The sequence below is a fragment of the Virgibacillus flavescens genome, from assembly GCF_050574275.1.
GTDB lineage: Bacteria > Bacillota > Bacilli > Bacillales > Amphibacillaceae > Virgibacillus_F > Virgibacillus_F flavescens.
On record NZ_CP192260.1, the window covers coordinates 329,098 to 346,534 of the forward strand.

Below are 17,437 nucleotides of genomic sequence, written 5' to 3' on the forward strand. Positions count from 1 at the left end.
TATGCAACATCAACTATTCTTCTATAATTACTTGAGCAACCGCATAGTCTTTAGAATGTGAGATTGAAATGAATATATGCCGCGTGTGATACCCTTCCACGACTATGGACGGAGCACCGTTTTCATTTGCAGCTACGTGTATATCCTGAAAACTCAACTTCCCGATTCCAGTTCCTGCAGCTTTCCCAAAAGCTTCCTTGGCCGCAAACCTGCCAGCCAAAAACTCAATCTGTCGTGACTGACTTTTTAAATCTTGATAGACAATTTGTTCTTCTGGTGTTAGAACCCGATTCACTAACCGACTATTTTTCTCTATGCTTTTTCTAATCCGGTCTATCTCTATTATATCTATTCCAATTCCTTTGATCATAAATATTTTATCCTCTCTGTACGCTTAGACATTTTCGCTGTTTACTTGCTTTACTGTTTCGTTTTAATGGTCATACTGTGGATGAAACGTTATTATACTAATAATACCCGAAAATCTGTTTTATAAAAATTACCTTCGACGGGGGTTTCCAATGTTTATACGATCTGAAAAAAGTATAAAAGAATTCATTCATTTATATCCTGTAGTTTCAACTATTGTTATTATTCATCTAGCGTTGATGTTACTAGTCAATATTCTATCCTTGCCAATTGGTGTACAGCTTTATCAATGGGGCGCTGGAAGCAATATTTTAATTAGTCAAGGTGAATACTGGCGGCTTCTGACATCCATCTTCTTTCATGCTGGTTTAGGCCATACACTGTTTAATTCATTTGCATTAGTGTTATTTGGTCCAGCACTTGAACAAATGCTTGGAAAATTTAAGTTTCTCACTATGTACTTACTAGCAGGTCTTGCTGGAAGTATAGGAACCTATTTTATAGCTCCAGGTGCGTTTTACACGTATGTTGGCGCATCCGGCGCTGTTTATGGTCTACTTGGCATGTATGTCTTCATGGTAATGTTTCGCAAACACTTAATTGATAGTCAAAACGCTCGCATCGTTGTCACTATTCTGGTTATCGGTTTAGTTATGACGTTTATCCGACCAGGAATTAATGTTGCAGCACATATTTTTGGATTGCTTGGGGGATTGGCATTGGGTCCGATTTTTCTTGCGAATGTTCAACCTTTCTCCATTTATCGTAACCAAAGTAAATACAGCGGTGCTTCTACTCAATTTGATCCGAACCGATGGGATAAAAAGAGGAAAAATAAGAAGACACTCAAGGTTGTTCTTTGGTCAGCGTTTGGTGTTCTCGTTATTCTTGGAATACTGGGAAGGTTCTTGTGAACTTATAACAAAAAAAGATAAGGATTAAATTCCTTGTCTTTTTTTGCGTCCAAATACTTCGCTGTAGATGGAAACTGCGAAGTAACTTACAATTTTCACACTGTCTTTGATTACTGAAAAAGTTACATGAAATACGGATTTAGTGGATCTGCGATCGCATCGTCGAATTCACATCGCTTTCCGCGGGCACGGCTTCAGTCTCCTCGAGAAGAGCACTCTGCGGGGCCTTCAGACTCGTGCTGTTCCCACAGGAGTCTCGTGAATTCGATGATGCTAAGTTAAGGTGAAATAAAGAATTTTTAACATCTACCTCTTTTTCAGTAGTTATCTCACTATTGCGAACGTGTGTGCACAATGCAATTTCATATCCACTATATCTCAACAAGTGAATTTCACTGGTGGAAGTCAACTTCAATGCGAGTACGGGCAAGGTAAGATCACCTTGAGTACGATGAAGTCACTGAAAAAGTGATGGATTTTAAAATTACAAGTTCAACTTAACTTAGCTACTTCGAATATACGGAGACTCCTGCGGGAAGTAAGAGATCGGTGAGACCCCGGAGTGCGACAGCATGAGGAGGCTCACCACTCGCCCGCGGAAAGCGGAGTATATTCGAAGATGCGGTGGGTAGATCCTTTTATTTGTACTTCATGTAAATTTTTCAGTTTCCTAGGGATGACTCTGGAGGGCAACTACCTAGCAGTATAGAGATATTGCGCACTAAAACACCAATTTATAAGAAAACTGTCTTTTTTTTATAAAAAAAACGATTTTCTAGTTTTAAAATGATAACTGAGGGTAACTATATACTATAAAGCTTATGACATTATTTTACTATACAACAACATAAAGGAGATTACATAATGCATAATGAAAATCAGTTAGATATAGCTTACAATGAGGACAATGAATTAGGATTCAACAATATAGGAAGAATGAATATGAATGACTTTTTATTTATGCTTGCAGGTGTAGCATCAATAGCAGCAGTAACTGTACTGTTAGCTTGGATGATCATTTAATAAACTTTCAAAGGAGGCACTTATGTCTTACATATTAGCAATTTTACTCCCTCCTGTTGCAGTATTTTTCAAAGGGAGACCTATGCAGGTTTTACTTAATATCCTATTAACCATTATAGGGTGGATTCCTGGTGCAATTCACGCAGTTTTAGTTGTCAATAAATCTAAAAAATAATATAGCAAATTAAAAAAACCGTAAATGATGCGGTTTTTTTGTTTGTCTTAACTGGATTTAAGTAAGAGGGTTATTAATGAATATAGTAGAAATACGGTATCAGAAACTGAGGATTATTTCACAATGATAAAATAGAAGATATAAGTCCAAAGAGTACAATCATTTATTATGAATAGCTCCTGATACGCTTTAGTTGAAAACACTATAATTAGGAATAATATAAGATATATTAGACCGCGATCGCTTCATCCAATTTCGTTTTAATTACTTCTTTTTGATTAGTGATATATAACTCTAAATGTTCAGGGCAACGTTGATTTTGGAGTGGTGTCAGAGTTTCCGGATTAACATATAGCATACGGATACATTTTTCCTTTTTCTCAAAAACATGAATTTGCAGGCCCTTTGATTTCTCTACCACTTCATACAGTTCGAATTTTTCCATTTCCATCATCTCCTTTATGCTATTTATTTCCCCCCTTCATTTAAAACATAAACCTAAAATTTTTAATTTTTGTTATTTTTCACTTGTATTAATTATAAAAACCAGTAGTTTCGTTAATTACAACTGAAACTACTGGTTTTTCGATTGTTAGTCACGATACGAATACCAATCAAACAAGTCCATTACATCCCTGGTAGATAGATCTTTTATTGTATAATGCTTCCCTGCGCCTAATTTTGAAACGATCGAGGTTCTGATCGTCGCAAGTGACGCTCTTTGCTGCAGGAAATGCTGCTTATTTTCAAACGATTGGATTCGTTTATGAAATAATACAATTGTTTTTCGATTTACTACACGATATCGTATTGTGAGCAGCTCATGATCTATTCGAATCCCAGCATCCTTATGTTGAAGCAGACCAAGGATAATTGCAAATACGAGCAGTATGAGTGGCGCCAATATGAATTGTGGTAAAAAGAACAGCATGATGATGATTGCTGCTACCAGTAAAATTGCTGATCGTACGATGTAAAACGTTTTTGCTTTGCTTGGTAATCCTGTGAGCTTATTTCTTTCCGTACCATATTGTGGTAAAAATTGCGACAGAAAGTCATCCACTTCATCTCTTTTCATAATTGGAAATAATACTGTCGAAAATTCTTCACCTTTTGAAATCGAACCACCCGCAACTTCAGCAAAAACGGTGACATATCCAAGAGGCTGACGCAGCAGACTTTCATTAACCCCAACTGCCTGAATTCTTTTTATAGGTATAGTAGTCTGTTTCTTTTCAAGAAGACCTCTTGTAATATACAGCTCATCTTCATTTTTCCTGATAGTGAAGTTACCATATTTTATCATTGTCCCAGCAATTCCCATAACCCATAACAACAGGATTAAGGCTAGAACCATAATCGCAAGCAGAACAATACTATAGCTTATAATCGTCTCAAAAGTCGTTTCATAATAATCGTCGGGAACAAACTGTTCAATTTCTGAAAATAAAACAGAAAATAGAACAAATATAATCCCAATACTGCCAGAAGTAGTTCCCGCTAAAAACAATCGTCTAGTTGTAATCTTTTTCACTAGCGCCTGATCACTTTCTTCTTGACTTTCCGTTTCCTCAATAACTGAAGATTGATTTGTTTTTAATTCTTTGCGTAACTTCTCGCCTGCTGAGAGCTTTACAGCTTTTAACGATGCTTCGGCGCCGGTGCCGCTGCCTGCTGTTTCTATATTAACTCTAACAAGTTTAAACATACGGTGTACGACTGATTGCGTCAGATCGATTGATTGTATACGGTTTTTTGAAATGTAGCGTTTTTTGCGAATGAAGATGCCGTACTCAATACGGAGTTCCTCTTCCTCTAAACGATATGTATAGCGATACCAGGATAAAGTACTAACTAGAAGTGCAACTACTACAAACAAACAGATACCCATAATTAGGTAGATAAGACCGGCATCCTTAAATGCAAAAAAACCTACACCTATCGTAAAAATCATTTCTTTGAAAGTTTTTATCAATGTAAATATTATCGCTGCCGGATGTAATCGTTGTTTCTTAGACATCATCTTCATCCACCCTCGCAAGTGCTGATATCCGATCCCTCAGTCCAGCAGCGTCTTCCTCTCGTAAAGCAGGAATTTCATGTGTGGTTGCGGCGGTTGAAATAGTTACCCCTGCCAACTGGTACTTCTTAAGAATCGGCCCTTGCTTGGTGTCCACGTGCTGTACTCTTATCATCGGCACAAGCGTTCTTGATACGATGATAATTCCATGTTGAATATAGATTTCCTGTTCGAATATTTCATATCTCCACCGATTCCATCTCACCTTTGGCAATAAATAAACAAAAAGGTAGTGTATTAGTAAACCTAAGAGAATACCTATTCCTGCATACAAAAATGAAATATCAAAAATCACCGATAAAACCAAACCAGCTAAAATCAGGAGCCATAAGATAGACATAAATATAACTGCTGTTAATTTCCATGCTTTAAGTGCCTCGTCAGCTATTGTATTAACAGGTGGTTGGCGCATATAATTTCCCCCATTTAATTTATTCTAATTTCTTATACGTTTTATCGGTTAAAAAAGTCTCACTTTAAATGACTCGTCGTGCTTTTCGTCGCTAAGCAAGCCCACTCCGCTTTTCTTTTCCAAATAAAAAAGCTCCCTTTGCGCTTAGGAGCTTTGTTGTGGTATCTATTATTTAGTTGCGTATTTAGTCTTAGTCTCGGTTGCTTTTGCGTTTTTGGAAGTTACCTTTACGGTTGTTACGTCCGCCTTGCGCGCGTCCACCTTGCGTGTTATTACGTCCGCCCTGGCTACGTTGTCCGTAGTTGCGCTTATTTCGACGATTGCCATCTTTTCCGCCGCCGCCACGGCCGCCTTGTGCTTTTTTAACACTTATTGGTTGTACGGAAGAAATAGATACTGGTGTATCTCTGCGTTCCTTCGTCAACATTTTAAGTGCAGCTGAAATTACAGAAATTGAATCGTTGTCCTGTAATAACTCGTTAGCTGTCTCGTGATAAGATTTTAAATCATCGCTTTCCAATGTTTTTAATAACTTATTAACAGTAACTTGTTGTTGTCCGCGTTGTGCATCCTGATTAGTCGGTGGCATTAGACGCTTCATTTTACTATTTGTAACTTTTTCAATTAAATGAAGGTGTGCCATTTCTCTTGGTGTAATAAATGATACTGCTTCACCAGTACGACCAGCACGTCCGGTACGTCCGATACGGTGAACATAGCTTTCTGGATCTTGTGGAATATCAAAGTTGTATACATGTGATACACCTGAGATATCCAGACCACGAGCTGCTACGTCTGTTGCTACAAGTATCTCAATACGTCCACCTTTAAATTTGTTTAAAACGGACATACGTTTACCTTGTGTCAGATCGCCATGAATACCTTCAGCACGGAATCCTCTTGCTTGTAATCCTTCAGCAATTTCATCCACACGCTTTTTGGTACGGCTGAAAATAATTGCTAAAGTTGGACCATGTATATCAATGTGATTCGTCAACGTATCAAACTTTAAACGTTCAGGAACTTCAACGAAGAACTGATCAATATTTTCCACAGTCATTTCTTTCGCTTTTACTTTTACTTCTTCTGGTGATTTCATTAATGTGTTAGCAATATTACGAATTTCTTTCGGCATAGTTGCTGAAAACAGTAATGTTTGACGATCTTCCGGAATTCCTTTAAGAATGTCACGAATATCATCAATGAATCCCATGTTTAACATTTCATCTGCTTCGTCCAATACTGCTGTTTGAACGTTATCAATACGAATTGTCTTTCTGCGCATATGATCCAGCAGACGTCCTGGAGTTGCTACAACAATATGTGGTCCGTCTTTCAATGCACGGATTTGTCGATCCATATGCTGTCCACCGTATACTGGAAGTGTACGGATTCCTTTAAATCTTCCCAAGCGATTAATTTCTTCAGCCACTTGTATAGCAAGTTCTCTAGTTGGCGCTACTACAAGTCCTTGGATTGTTTTAGCTGATTTATCAATTTTCTCGATCATCGGTATGCCAAATGCAGCTGTTTTACCAGTACCTGTTTGAGCTTGTCCGATTACGTCTTTACCTTGCATTGCTAACGGAATTGTTTCTGCCTGAATTGGTGTTGCTTCTTCAAAGCCCATCTTCTCTAATGCTTTCATGATTGGGCTAGATACATTAAGTTCTTTAAATGTTGTCACCTTATTAGTCTACTCCTTTTTTTCTTAAAAATTTATTCGCACAAAAAAGGCATCCCCCGTTCCTGGTAAGAGGCCTCACTTCATTTCACTCATGCACTAAATAACAGTTCTTATAGCATAACATACATTTCACGAAGTTATCTACTACTAACTATAAAATGATTTTTTACCATTCCCATGATAAACTTAATAAATATAAGAAACATCGGTTACACAGACCATGATTAACATAAATGAAAAGGAGGGCTCATATGCGTATGCCTCCGTCAAACCCGCATTTTGCAGTTTTCATCGGCATTATTGCAGTTTCAACTTCTGCAATTTTAGTGAAGCTTGCTGCTGGAGCGCCAGCATCAATCATAGCGAATTATCGTTTACTATTTGCAGTTCTTATTATGTCACCCATTATTCTTTTATATTACAGAAAAGAGTTTAAATTAATATCCAGGAAAGACTGGATGATGGTTACGTTTGGCGGAATATTTCTTGCCTTTCATTTCATTCTCTGGTTTGAGTCATTAAATTATACCTCCGTAGCAAGTTCTGTAGTGCTTGTCAGCCTAATGCCTATTTTCGCTTTTCTTGGGACGTATTTTTTCTTTCATGAAAGATTTACACCCGGCGCTGTCATTAGTATGATTATTGCTTTATTTGGTAGCATCATTATCAGTTGGGGTGATTTTCAGATTAGCGGTATAGCGCTTTTGGGAGATGTATTAGCCATACTTGGTGCCATAATGGTTACCGCTTATTTCTTAGTCGGACAAAATACAAGAAGACGACTTTCCTTAATGACATATACGTTTGTAGTTTACGGAGTAAGTACTATCACGTTATTTATTTATAATATCTTACTCGGATATTCTTTTGTAGGGTATCCTGCTGACTACTGGTGGGTCTTCCTTGCGCTTGCAATTGTACCAACGTTCCTGGGTCATACCATGTTTAATTGGGCGCTCAGGTGGGTGAGTACTTCCACAATCTCAATGGCTATCGTGCTTGAACCAATCGGGGCAACCACATTAGCTTACTTTATTTTAGGTGAAAAAGTCACTGGACTGCAATGGCTTGGTGGTGCAATCGTCCTCTTCGGTTTGTTCTTGTTTATCATGAGCACTACTAAAAAAAGAAGAGTTACGATTTCGTACAAAAATAAAGGTAATACCTAGTACTAAAAACTGATATAATATAACCAAACTAAACAAAGAGGGTGAAGGTATGAGTATTCAGTTAATTACAGATGGCGGTGCGGATCTCCCAAAAAGTTTAGCAGACTCATTAGATATTATTGTTGTTCCATTGTATTTGCACTTTAAAGATAAGCAATATATCAGTGGTGTCACGTTATCCCTGGATGAATTTTATGAAAAAATCAGTAAGTCTGAAGAGATGCCTCGTTCATCTGCCCCAAGCCCTAACGACTTTTATGAAGCCTATAAAAAAGTGGATCCGGACACAGCAATTATTAACCTTAGTCTTACCAAGGGATTAAGTACTACATATGAAAATGCTGTTCTAGCCAAAAATATGTTACTGGAAGAAGAACCAGATCGTAAAATTGCTGTTATTAATACAAAAACCGCTTCTTGTGGAATGGCTCTATTTCTGCACGAAGCTAATAAAAAAATGGAAGAAGGCTATACCTTCGACCAGCTTGAAGAACATTTAACTAACCGCGTGAATGACATAGAGACTTTAATTGCATTAAAAACACTGGATAATCTAATACGGGGCGGAAGGCTTGATAAAGTACGTGGTGCCATCGCAAAAACGTTAAACATCAAGCTTTTAATGCGTGCCAGCGAAGAAGGCACAATTGAAGTAGCTGAAAAAGTGCGTGGAGGGAAGAAGTCAATTAGACGGCTAATTGAACAGATTGGCGAACATACAAATGATTTCGAGGAAAAGATCATTGTTCTTTCACACGCTAACGCCGAAAGCAGTGCTATAGAGTTAATGAATGAAATCATGAGACAATATCCATTCAAAGACTCCTACCTAGCAGAAATGGGCCCATTAATTTCAACATATGCAGGTGAAGGCGGGATTGTAATTTCATTTTATAAATAAAAAGGAGTATGCCACATTCTGGCTTACTCCTTTTTACGTGACCGCTACTTGTTTCGACAAAAAATCATATATCATTTTGTTCAATGTATCTTTATCATCTCCGAGGCAAATAAGATGCCGTGAGCGTTCAAAAAATACAACCTCTTTTACTTTTGAACTGATTTCCTTATCAAGAAAGTAAGCAGTTTTATATGGAACCATTCCATCTTTTTGTCCCTGAGCAATTAACACACTAGAGTCAATTTCTTTTAAATATGGCTTGGTAAATTTAACTAGCTTCAAAAATTCAATGTTTGCTTTAAATGGCACTCCACCAATTTTCTTTCTATAATGAATATACAACTTGTTCTTTTTAATATTTCCTTTTACTCCATCGACCACTACCTGGTTCACATCGAGAATAATTTGTTTTAACGATAGATATTTTCTGGATGAGGCTAAAAGTACTAGTTTATCCACCTTGTACTTTGCCGCTAGGTAAGATGCGATCATCCCCCCCATAGAAAAACCAATTAAATATACTTCATCATATTTATCAAGTAACTGCTTAAGTGAATTTTCAGCAGCATTTATCCATTTTTTATGTGAAACATTTTTTAAGGCAAGCTTTCTGCCATGACCAGGAAGTGTGGGCACTTCTATATGCCAGTCTGTTTCTTCTTTCAAAAAATCAGATAAGGGCTCTATTTCATATGGTCCACCAGTATAGCCATGTATGATAAGACATGCGATCATAGGAATTCTCCTTTCTTATCTATGTACTTATTTAATACCCTTTTTCCACTTGAGTTATTACTTTTGCGGTGTGAATTTAATTCCCTGCTTTGGTTTGTTTTACAAATAAAAAAAAGCTGATGAATACACTCACATACATCAGCCTCCCCCATGTTTATCATTATTTAATGCTTTTCATTATGGAACCAAACTGTTTTACCATTGGAGAAATTTGCTGGAAAGTATTCGCTACTTGCCCTACTGTAGACATCATCTTATCAAAATCAACTTCACCGTTTTTATTCTGAAAATAATTAAGAAGTCCACTTTGACCAGGTGGTTTGGCTGGATAATTCATTTGATTAGGTTGCGAGAAAGAATTCCAATAAGCTGGTTGTTTAGGTTTTGCATACATTTGATAAGGTGTAGGGTTAAATGGTGGTATAGCTGATTGATGCCATTGCTGATGGGATGGTGGATATGGTGGACGATGATTAAATGGTCCTGGATAATTATTTGGTCTATTGATCATTTGACACACACCTCTTTTTCCTCTGTTTACAATAGAATATGCAAGTCAGAGAAAGGATGTGTCAAATGGGGTTATTTGTCGTAGTCTTCATACACATTTCTGAAATAGGAGCCTTGGCTATTCGATATCCCGAGCTCGTACTTCAATTTAATTTCTTGGTAACCTAAGACAGGATTGTCATCTATAAACGTTACAGGAGTTCCATATATACCTCTAGCCTGCATTTCTTTTAGTGTAGAATTATTATTAGAGACGCTTTTCTCCGTGAATTCAATTTTCCACTCATTAAGCAGGTCCACCAAATCTTCACATTCAGGACAATTGTCAGAAGTATAAATAATAACTTGATGTTCATTCATGGTGTGCACCTCCCTTTACATATCCTAAGTTCCTCTTTTATCTTAGTTATAAATTCCCCTATTTCTGATACTTAAACTCTTTTATTAAAATAACATTACAAAAAGATTACAATCACCTGTTACTCAGCTTTTGCAGACTGAAAAATGAAGGGCTCCGTAAAATAGCAGAATAAGGTCGCTATCCGTTGTAGTAGTTGACAAAGTATCTCTATACTGCGAATTAACATTAGATTTGTTTCCATTGCAGCCGTCCAGGATCGTTGCGGGCGGATGCTTTCCGCGGGCACGGCTTCAGTCTCCTCGAGAAACCCACTCTGCGGGGCCTTCAGACTCGTGCTGTTCCCGCTGGAGTCACCGCCCTCCACTCACCGGGACTGGTAAAGCGGTTTATGTTTTTTTTCTTAATAAAACCAATGCATGCTGAAATAGACGTGCTATCAGGTGTGCAGTTAATAAACCTTGACATCCATATTTTTCCTAGAGAATGGAGCGGATGGCAGTCGACTCCTGCGGGAGGACAGGCATAGGTGAGACCCCGGAGTGCTTCAGCACGAGGAGGCTCACCAGCCGCCCGCGGAAACGACTGCCAGCAGCGGAAATCTCGTTGCTGTTACTTCGCCGTTTTATATAGCTAAGATGTTACGTCGCAGTTTACATCTACTACGACAAAGTAACTGGTAGCAGGGTTTAGTAAAAACACGCTTTATAAACTTTGGTAAATTACATACTTCAAGTGCTACAAGAACTATAATTTATTTCATACATCAAAAATATTGAACTGCGCAAGTTGAGACGTAAAAAAAAGACCCATGTAACTGGATCTTCTACTTCATAGCTGCGTATGCACCTTTTTCTTTCGTTTTTCCTTTTTTCTTTTTTCGTAGCTTGTAAAAAACGAAAATGATAGCTGCAACTGCCACAACTATTAAAGCATAAAATTGAAATTCTTCCATAAGCGACTTCACAGACTTTAAATTACCCACGCTGCCTAACCACAGAATTCCTACTGTCCACGGTAGTATTCCAAGTAGCGTTAACGATAAAAAGGTCCATATATTAACTTTGAAAACACCGGATACGTAGGATATATAGTTTCCAATACCCAGCGGCCGGGAGAACGCGATACTCCATATTCCAAATTTTTTAAACCAGCGTTCAGACTTCTCTATTTTCTTGCGGCTTGTTTTCTCTTTCAACTTATCTTCCAGCTTATATCCGATAATATATGGAATAATGCTGAAGACTGTGTAAACTATACTTGCCAGTAATCCATACAACACAATTTCAATAAATGAAAGCTGTAAAATATACCCGAATACAAGTGTAACTAGTCCACCGGGAAATGGAAGTGATGAAGCCTCAATTGCAAGGCTAGCAAGTAGTCCCCATATGCCATACTCTTTTATTACGTCTATTACAACCTCCAGCATTTTACATACCACCTTCTATTAATCCGCTAATCTTTTTTTACTTGAATATTTCTTTTCTTACCTTCAAAAATGGTAAAAATACCGTATAATAACAAACCTAATGATATAATTCCAAGCATTGTCTTACCATAAGGTTCCTGTGAGATCTGTGCTAAGGCACTATCGATCCCCGTCACACTGTTTGGTTCAGCAATCCAGCCTGCATGTGCTATAAAACCGCCTAGAACTCCAAAAGTCAAACCCCTGGCTATATATCCTATCTTCCCTATTACTGAAAGAACAAACTGCTCATATTTTTCCATTTCATGTGTTTTTAATTCCTTTAAGTAAGATCCAGTTATTCCTCGAATTATTTGAACGGCCGCGAAAATTAGAATCCCTAAGCCGATTAGTCCTATAATCACTCGTCCAAATGGCATTTCGATTACTTTTGCCATCCAGGCTTGTTTTGAACTTCCTGACTGACCAGACCGCATAGCAATGGTGGCAAATTTCGCGGCTATTCCCATGTATATAAGGGCATAAAAAAAGAAACCCATTCGTATTAGAATCCCTTTAAACCTAGTCTCGACATTATCCGGTTCAATTATAACCTGTGTAATCAACCAAGTTATGTAACCTGTTAAACCCAATACAATGACCCAAATGATTAATTCGCCAAATGGCTTACTTGCGATTGAGGCAATTGCTCCCTGTTGTCCGCTTTTTTGACCAATTCCTACTGCTGCCAGCATGGAAATTATGCCTATTAATGCGTACACTGTTCCTTTTGCGGAAAAACCAATCCTCGAGTACCATCTAACCCATGGTTTTAATCTATCGTCTGCATCCTTTCGTTTTAAAAAGGATTTTATTCTGCTTTTCATATCATCCATACATTCATCCCTCAGCTACATTATTAGTAATGATTATTCTATCTAGCAAGATTTTTTATTGTTTTATACCGTTCCTTTAATCATTCGAATGTATTTTGGCAGAATTTCAAGTGATGCTGGAGTTTTCCAATTAATTTCACCGTCCATGTCTATTTCTTTTGCTGTGTCTGTTTGAACGTCCAGCGTTTTCGTCTGAAAATGAATTAGTTCAGATAGCTGATCGACGTCAGTTGTTGGTTTATTCATAGACATAAATTCACGAAAAGAAGCCAGGTTTGAATTTTTTATAATCAGCACATCCATTTTTCCATCTGTAGGATCCGCAGTAGTAACCGGAAGTTCCCTTGTACCGAGAAACCTTCCATTTAATACCAGTATTAACACTGCTTCCCCTTCATACATTTCACTATCAGCACTAATTTTATAAGAAAATGTTTCAGCCTGGTTAAATGTTCGCAATGTACTCATATAATAACTTAGAACACCAAAGCTTTTTTTCTGGTTTTGATCTATGTTTAACGAAGCTTCCGATACAAAGCCGATGCCCCAGAAATTAAGAAAATAACTATCATTTGATTTCCCTAAATCAATATCGACTATTTCGCCTTTTGCAATACCTTTTGCAGCTTCCTGAAGATTTTGCGAGGTCCCTAGCATTCGACTGAAATCATTTGAAGTTCCACCCGGCAAAACACCAATAATTGGTCGCCTATCCAACGGTGCGATGCTGTTAATACATTCGTGAATCGTTCCATCGCCACCTAATATAACAATAATATCAACTTGACTGGCAAAATCGATACACGTCTTTTTTGCTTCTTCAATTGTTTCTGTTTGAACAATTGACAGCTTCTTTATTGCTTGAGCTATGGTAGGTAAAGTTTGTGCAAGCTTTTGATCTAAATCGTCACTTCCTGCATTACCATTGTATAAAAATAATCCTTCTTTATATTGAACCATGACAATACCTCCTACCTGTATAGTTCTATATTACCTCTATTTGTAATGTGAAAAACCTATATCTTAATTTATTATTTTACTTTAACATCATCTAATAATCCCTATCCATTTCCTCTATGTCAAACATTTAAAACTATTAATAATATTTATTATTAATTTCACGTAAATTTTCAAAAAACATCTAGCAATTTTATCCAAAATGTTATTTAATAAAAGAGTAGGATTTTTAATTTTCTAATTACACAGGAGGGTCAAAATGAAAAAGTTTTTTAGTTTGTTGCTAGTTTTATGTTTAGTGTTTGTTCTTGCAGCGTGTGGGGATTCTAAAGATGGCGATGCAAAAGGCGGAGATAGTAAAGAAGAAAGCCTTACCCCAGAGACACTAGTAATTGGTTTTGTACCATCTCAAGACTCAGATACTATTGCTGATACTGTTCAGCCACTAGCTGATCGCTTGTCGGATGAACTTGGAATTGAGGTTAAAGGACAAGTAATGACTAGCTACAACTCACTTGTTGAGGCAATGGGAGCTAATCAGGTTCACGTTGGATTTATTCCAGCATTTGGTTATGTTCTGGCAAATGAGCAATACGGTGCTGAAGTTATTTTAAAATCAATCCGCTATGGATCAGGTACATATAAAGCACAATACCTAGTACGTGCTGATTCAGGAATTGAAACGCTGGAAGATTTAAAAGGCAAAATCTGGGCTTACCCTGATAAAGGATCAACATCCGGATACCTTTTCCCAGCAAGTCAATTAATGAAGAAGTTTGATTATGCAACTGCGCCAGAACTAGAGACTGATTTCTTCTCTAATACAGTTCAAGCTGGTGGACATGATACTGCTGCTCTTGCTGTTTTAGAAGGAGATGCAGACGTTGCAACTACTTTTGACGATGTTCGTACAGAACTTGAAGCAGAACATCCTGATGTAATGGAAAAATTAAAGGTAATTGGATATACCGAAGAAATCCCGAACGATACAATTTCTGTAACTAAAGAACTTGATGATGACCTTGTGAAACAAATAAAAGAAGTCTTCCTTTCATTTAACGATGATGAAGAAATGATCAAGATCATGAATGAAGTATATAACTGGGACGCTATCGATGAAGCTTCTGATGAAGAGTATAAAGTTGTAAAAGATACGTATCAGGAATTCAAAGATAATATCGAATTATAATATATATTTAATTATAGAAAACTTGGCAAATCGCCAAGCATTAATGGCGAAAGCCTTAATTGCACTTATGCAGTAAGAAAGAATTTATACTTCTTACCTGCTAATAAAAAAGGGAGAGGTATTTATCTCTCCCTTTTTCTTGCACATTATAAAACTTGGCTGATTACCAAGCACTTATGCAATGCCGATATCCGGAACAATTAATCTGTTAAGCTCGGAGCGCCTTACCAGGGCGCTTCAGCTTTTCTTAGTATTTAGGAGGACATACATACATGATCGAATTTAAAGACGTAAGCCTCGTGTACCCGAATGGAACAGAAGGTTTGAAAAATATCAACACGACTATTAAAGATGGTGAGTTTGTCGTTATTGTAGGATTATCTGGTGCAGGAAAATCCACGTTTATTCGAAGCATTAATCGCCTGGTTACACCTACACAGGGTTCACTTTTAATTGATGAGGAAAACATTATTGACTATCGTGGGACAAACCTGCGTAAACTGCGTACAAAAATTGGTATGATATTTCAAAATTATAACCTGGTAAAACGTTCAAGTGTGTTAAAAAATGTTCTTGCCGGCCGCCTTGGTCATACTGGTACATTAAGATCTATTATGGGTCTATACAAAAAAGAAGATATTGGACTTGCTTACGAAAGCCTGAAACGTGTGAATATTGATGAGAAATTATATAACCGGGCAGATGAATTAAGCGGTGGGCAACAGCAGCGTGTCAGTATCGCCCGCGTGCTTACACAGAAGCCGTCATATATATTAGCGGATGAGCCTGTAGCTTCACTTGATCCGCCTACCTCACATCAGGTTATGACCTATCTGAAGAAAATTAATAAAGAAGACAATATTACTACAATCGTTAATCTGCACTTTATTGATATGGCTATGGAATATGCTGATCGTATTATTGGTATGCGCGCTGGTGAGGTTGTCTTTGATGGCCCAGTTTCTGAGGTAACTGAAAAAACGTTCGAAGAAATCTACGGCCGTACAATACGTGAGGATGACTTGCGTGGGGGTGCAAAGGAATCGTGAGCAAACTAACTAATTCCAGTATCCCGCCGATTTATCCAAGGAAAAAGAAGGCTCAGATGACAGTTATTTTAACGGTCGTACTGGGATTCTATCTGTTCAGCATGTTCTGGACACAGCAGAAAATGGTCGGTGGCTTCGGAAACGCGATTGGAAATATTATTGTGGTTGTTGAAAAGTTCTTTCCACCCAATATGAGCGTTATCCCTGCGGTATGGGATCCAATGGCCCAAACGATACAGATGGCAATAATCGCCACCACTATTGCCGCAATCCTTACCGTTCCATTAGCACTTTTGTCAGCGCAAAACATTACAACTATTAAACCGCTTTATGCAACGACACGAACCATACTCAATATCTTACGTACGATTCCTGATTTAGTATTAGCCGTTGTCTTTGTTGGACTATTTGGTGTCGGTCTATTTCCCGGAATTGTTGCATTAGTTATTTTTTCACTCGGTATTTTAGCCAAATTGATTAGTGAAACGATTGAATCGGTCGACATGAATCCACTTGAAGCAATGCGAGCATCTGGAGGAAGTGTAATCCAGGTAATCGCGTATGGACTCGTCCCCCAGATAATGCCGCAATTCGCATCATTCGTATTGTATGTTTTTGAGATAAACATTAGAGCATCTGTTGTCCTTGGTCTTGTTGGAGCTGGCGGAATCGGCCTTGTCCTTGATCAGCAGCTGAAGTTCTACAACTATCCTAATGTAATGGCTATCATTATACTTATTTTTGTTGTAGTACTAATCATAGAATATATTAGTAACAAATTAAGGGAGGCATTAATTTAATGAAAACTTTTTCATTACCTCCAAAACCACCAAAGTCAGGATTAAATAAAATAAAAAAAGTATTCATTACCATTGCTCTGATCGCTCTCTATATTTGGACGTTTCTCGGTATTGATATTGATTGGGGTCGGGCAATTGAACGCTCCATCAGCAATTTCAGTGTTATTATACCAAAACTGTTCAGTCCTGATTGGTCTGCTACTGGTGAGGTTACGCTAAAAATAATTGAGACCGTATTAATAGCCTTTGCCGGATCATTTATGGCGGCGGTGCTCGCTGTACCTTTAGGATTTCTTGCAGCAAAAAATATGTCACGCATTAACTTCCTATCAAGCATCGGCAAATGGATTTTATCTGCTGTCCGTGCTTTTCCGGATATAATACTTGCGATATTATTTGTAGTTGCCGTTGGACCAAACGCATTTGCTGGAGTGCTTGCAATTGCTATAGGTTCTACTGGAATGCTTGGAAAACTTTATTCAGAGGTTGTTGAGTCCATTGATATGAAGGTTGTTGAAGCTATGGAAGCGAACGGCGCGAATAAGGTTCAGATGCTTTTCTATGGTGTTATCCCACAGATCATTCCTGAGTTTCTGTCTTATGCCATCTATCGGTTTGAGATCGATGTACGTGCATCCTCCATACTGGGAATTGTTGGTGCGGGTGGTATTGGTACAATGATTATTTTTGCAGCAAATAACCGAAATTGGAGCGAGATGGGACTTATCCTGTTAGCCATAATTATTGTAGTAACAATTATCGATTTTATATCTGCAAGAATACGACGTAAAATTGTATAGAC

20 protein-coding genes are annotated in these 17,437 nt (G+C 37.7%); 9 read left to right on the forward strand and 11 right to left on the reverse strand.

What is annotated here, in order from left to right:
- Positions 1–13: 13 nt before the first annotated feature.
- Positions 14–370, reverse strand: coding sequence for a holo-ACP synthase (gene acpS / locus VBD025_RS01585; protein ID WP_430788644.1), 357 nt, complete (start codon positions 368–370; stop codon positions 14–16).
- A gap of 151 nt (positions 371–521) precedes the next feature.
- Between acpS and VBD025_RS01590 the strand changes: the two genes are divergently transcribed.
- From VBD025_RS01590 to VBD025_RS01600, 3 genes are all read left to right on the forward strand, one after another.
- Entirely contained in the window at positions 522–1,283 is a 762-nt protein-coding gene (locus tag VBD025_RS01590; protein WP_430788646.1) for a rhomboid family intramembrane serine protease, read from the forward strand.
- Between the two features lie 864 nt (positions 1,284–2,147).
- A complete protein-coding gene (locus VBD025_RS01595) occupies positions 2,148–2,306 on the forward strand; it encodes a hypothetical protein (protein ID WP_430788648.1) in 159 nt (52 codons plus the stop codon).
- 22 nt (positions 2,307–2,328) lie between these two features.
- Positions 2,329–2,481 (forward strand): YqaE/Pmp3 family membrane protein, encoded by a 153-nt coding sequence (locus tag VBD025_RS01600; protein ID WP_430788650.1) that lies wholly within the window; start codon positions 2,329–2,331, stop codon positions 2,479–2,481.
- Between the two features lie 229 nt (positions 2,482–2,710).
- Here the strand turns inward: VBD025_RS01600 and VBD025_RS01605 are convergent, their stop codons facing one another.
- The 4 genes from VBD025_RS01605 to VBD025_RS01620 all read right to left on the reverse strand — a co-directional run bounded on the left by VBD025_RS01605 (position 2,711) and on the right by VBD025_RS01620 (position 6,660).
- On the reverse strand, positions 2,711–2,926 hold the full coding sequence (locus tag VBD025_RS01605) for a hypothetical protein (protein WP_430788652.1): 216 nt from the start codon (positions 2,924–2,926) through the stop codon (positions 2,711–2,713).
- 147 nt (positions 2,927–3,073) lie between these two features.
- A complete protein-coding gene (locus tag VBD025_RS01610; RefSeq protein WP_430788654.1) occupies positions 3,074–4,504 on the reverse strand; it encodes a PH domain-containing protein in 1,431 nt (476 codons plus the stop codon).
- Positions 4,494–4,973 carry a PH domain-containing protein gene (locus VBD025_RS01615; protein WP_430788656.1) on the reverse strand — a complete coding sequence of 160 codons (480 nt, stop codon included), beginning with the start codon at positions 4,971–4,973 and terminating at the stop codon, positions 4,494–4,496. The genes VBD025_RS01610 and VBD025_RS01615 overlap by 11 nt, the downstream gene beginning before the upstream one ends.
- Before the next feature lie 190 nt (positions 4,974–5,163).
- Positions 5,164–6,660: a DEAD/DEAH box helicase gene (locus VBD025_RS01620; protein ID WP_430788658.1), complete on the reverse strand. Its 1,497-nt coding sequence runs from the start codon at positions 6,658–6,660 to the stop codon at positions 5,164–5,166.
- A 251-nt stretch (positions 6,661–6,911) separates the two neighbouring features.
- Between VBD025_RS01620 and VBD025_RS01625 the strand changes: the two genes are divergently transcribed.
- Entirely contained in the window at positions 6,912–7,829 is a 918-nt protein-coding gene (locus VBD025_RS01625) for a DMT family transporter (protein WP_430788660.1), read from the forward strand.
- 49 nt (positions 7,830–7,878) lie between these two features.
- A complete protein-coding gene (locus tag VBD025_RS01630; protein ID WP_430788662.1) occupies positions 7,879–8,730 on the forward strand; it encodes a DegV family protein in 852 nt (283 codons plus the stop codon).
- 33 nt (positions 8,731–8,763) lie between these two features.
- Here VBD025_RS01630 and VBD025_RS01635 read toward each other — a convergent pair whose 3' ends face one another.
- From VBD025_RS01635 to VBD025_RS01660, 6 genes are all read right to left on the reverse strand, one after another.
- Positions 8,764–9,465, reverse strand: a complete 702-nt coding sequence (locus VBD025_RS01635) for an alpha/beta hydrolase (protein WP_430788664.1) — start codon at positions 9,463–9,465, stop codon at positions 8,764–8,766.
- Positions 9,466–9,625: 160 nt separating this feature from the next.
- A complete protein-coding gene (locus tag VBD025_RS01640; protein WP_430788666.1) occupies positions 9,626–9,976 on the reverse strand; it encodes a YppG family protein in 351 nt (116 codons plus the stop codon).
- A 71-nt stretch (positions 9,977–10,047) separates the two neighbouring features.
- Positions 10,048–10,335 carry a glutaredoxin family protein gene (locus tag VBD025_RS01645; RefSeq protein WP_430788668.1) on the reverse strand — a complete coding sequence of 96 codons (288 nt, stop codon included), beginning with the start codon at positions 10,333–10,335 and terminating at the stop codon, positions 10,048–10,050.
- 824 nt (positions 10,336–11,159) lie between these two features.
- The gene (locus VBD025_RS01650; protein WP_430788670.1) at positions 11,160–11,765 is read right to left on the reverse strand and encodes a DedA family protein; all 606 of its coding nucleotides are present in this window, start codon (positions 11,763–11,765) and stop codon (positions 11,160–11,162) included.
- A gap of 26 nt (positions 11,766–11,791) precedes the next feature.
- Positions 11,792–12,640, reverse strand: a complete 849-nt coding sequence (locus VBD025_RS01655; RefSeq protein ID WP_430788672.1) for a DUF1206 domain-containing protein — start codon at positions 12,638–12,640, stop codon at positions 11,792–11,794.
- 63 nt (positions 12,641–12,703) lie between these two features.
- On the reverse strand, positions 12,704–13,600 hold the full coding sequence (locus VBD025_RS01660; RefSeq protein WP_430788674.1) for a YegS/Rv2252/BmrU family lipid kinase: 897 nt from the start codon (positions 13,598–13,600) through the stop codon (positions 12,704–12,706).
- Positions 13,601–13,856: 256 nt separating this feature from the next.
- On the opposite strand from VBD025_RS01660, the gene VBD025_RS01665 reads away from it, so the two are divergent.
- The 4 genes from VBD025_RS01665 to phnE (VBD025_RS01680) all read left to right on the forward strand — a co-directional run bounded on the left by VBD025_RS01665 (position 13,857) and on the right by phnE (VBD025_RS01680) (position 17,435).
- A complete protein-coding gene (locus VBD025_RS01665; protein ID WP_430788676.1) occupies positions 13,857–14,786 on the forward strand; it encodes a phosphate/phosphite/phosphonate ABC transporter substrate-binding protein in 930 nt (309 codons plus the stop codon).
- A gap of 272 nt (positions 14,787–15,058) precedes the next feature.
- Positions 15,059–15,835 (forward strand): phosphonate ABC transporter ATP-binding protein, encoded by a 777-nt coding sequence (gene phnC, locus VBD025_RS01670; protein WP_430788678.1) that lies wholly within the window; start codon positions 15,059–15,061, stop codon positions 15,833–15,835.
- A complete protein-coding gene (gene phnE / locus VBD025_RS01675; protein WP_430788680.1) occupies positions 15,832–16,635 on the forward strand; it encodes a phosphonate ABC transporter, permease protein PhnE in 804 nt (267 codons plus the stop codon). Before phnC ends, phnE (VBD025_RS01675) begins: the two co-directional genes overlap by 4 nt.
- A complete protein-coding gene (gene phnE / locus VBD025_RS01680; RefSeq protein WP_430788682.1) occupies positions 16,635–17,435 on the forward strand; it encodes a phosphonate ABC transporter, permease protein PhnE in 801 nt (266 codons plus the stop codon). Before phnE (VBD025_RS01675) ends, phnE (VBD025_RS01680) begins: the two co-directional genes overlap by 1 nt.
- Positions 17,436–17,437 lie beyond the last annotated feature (2 nt).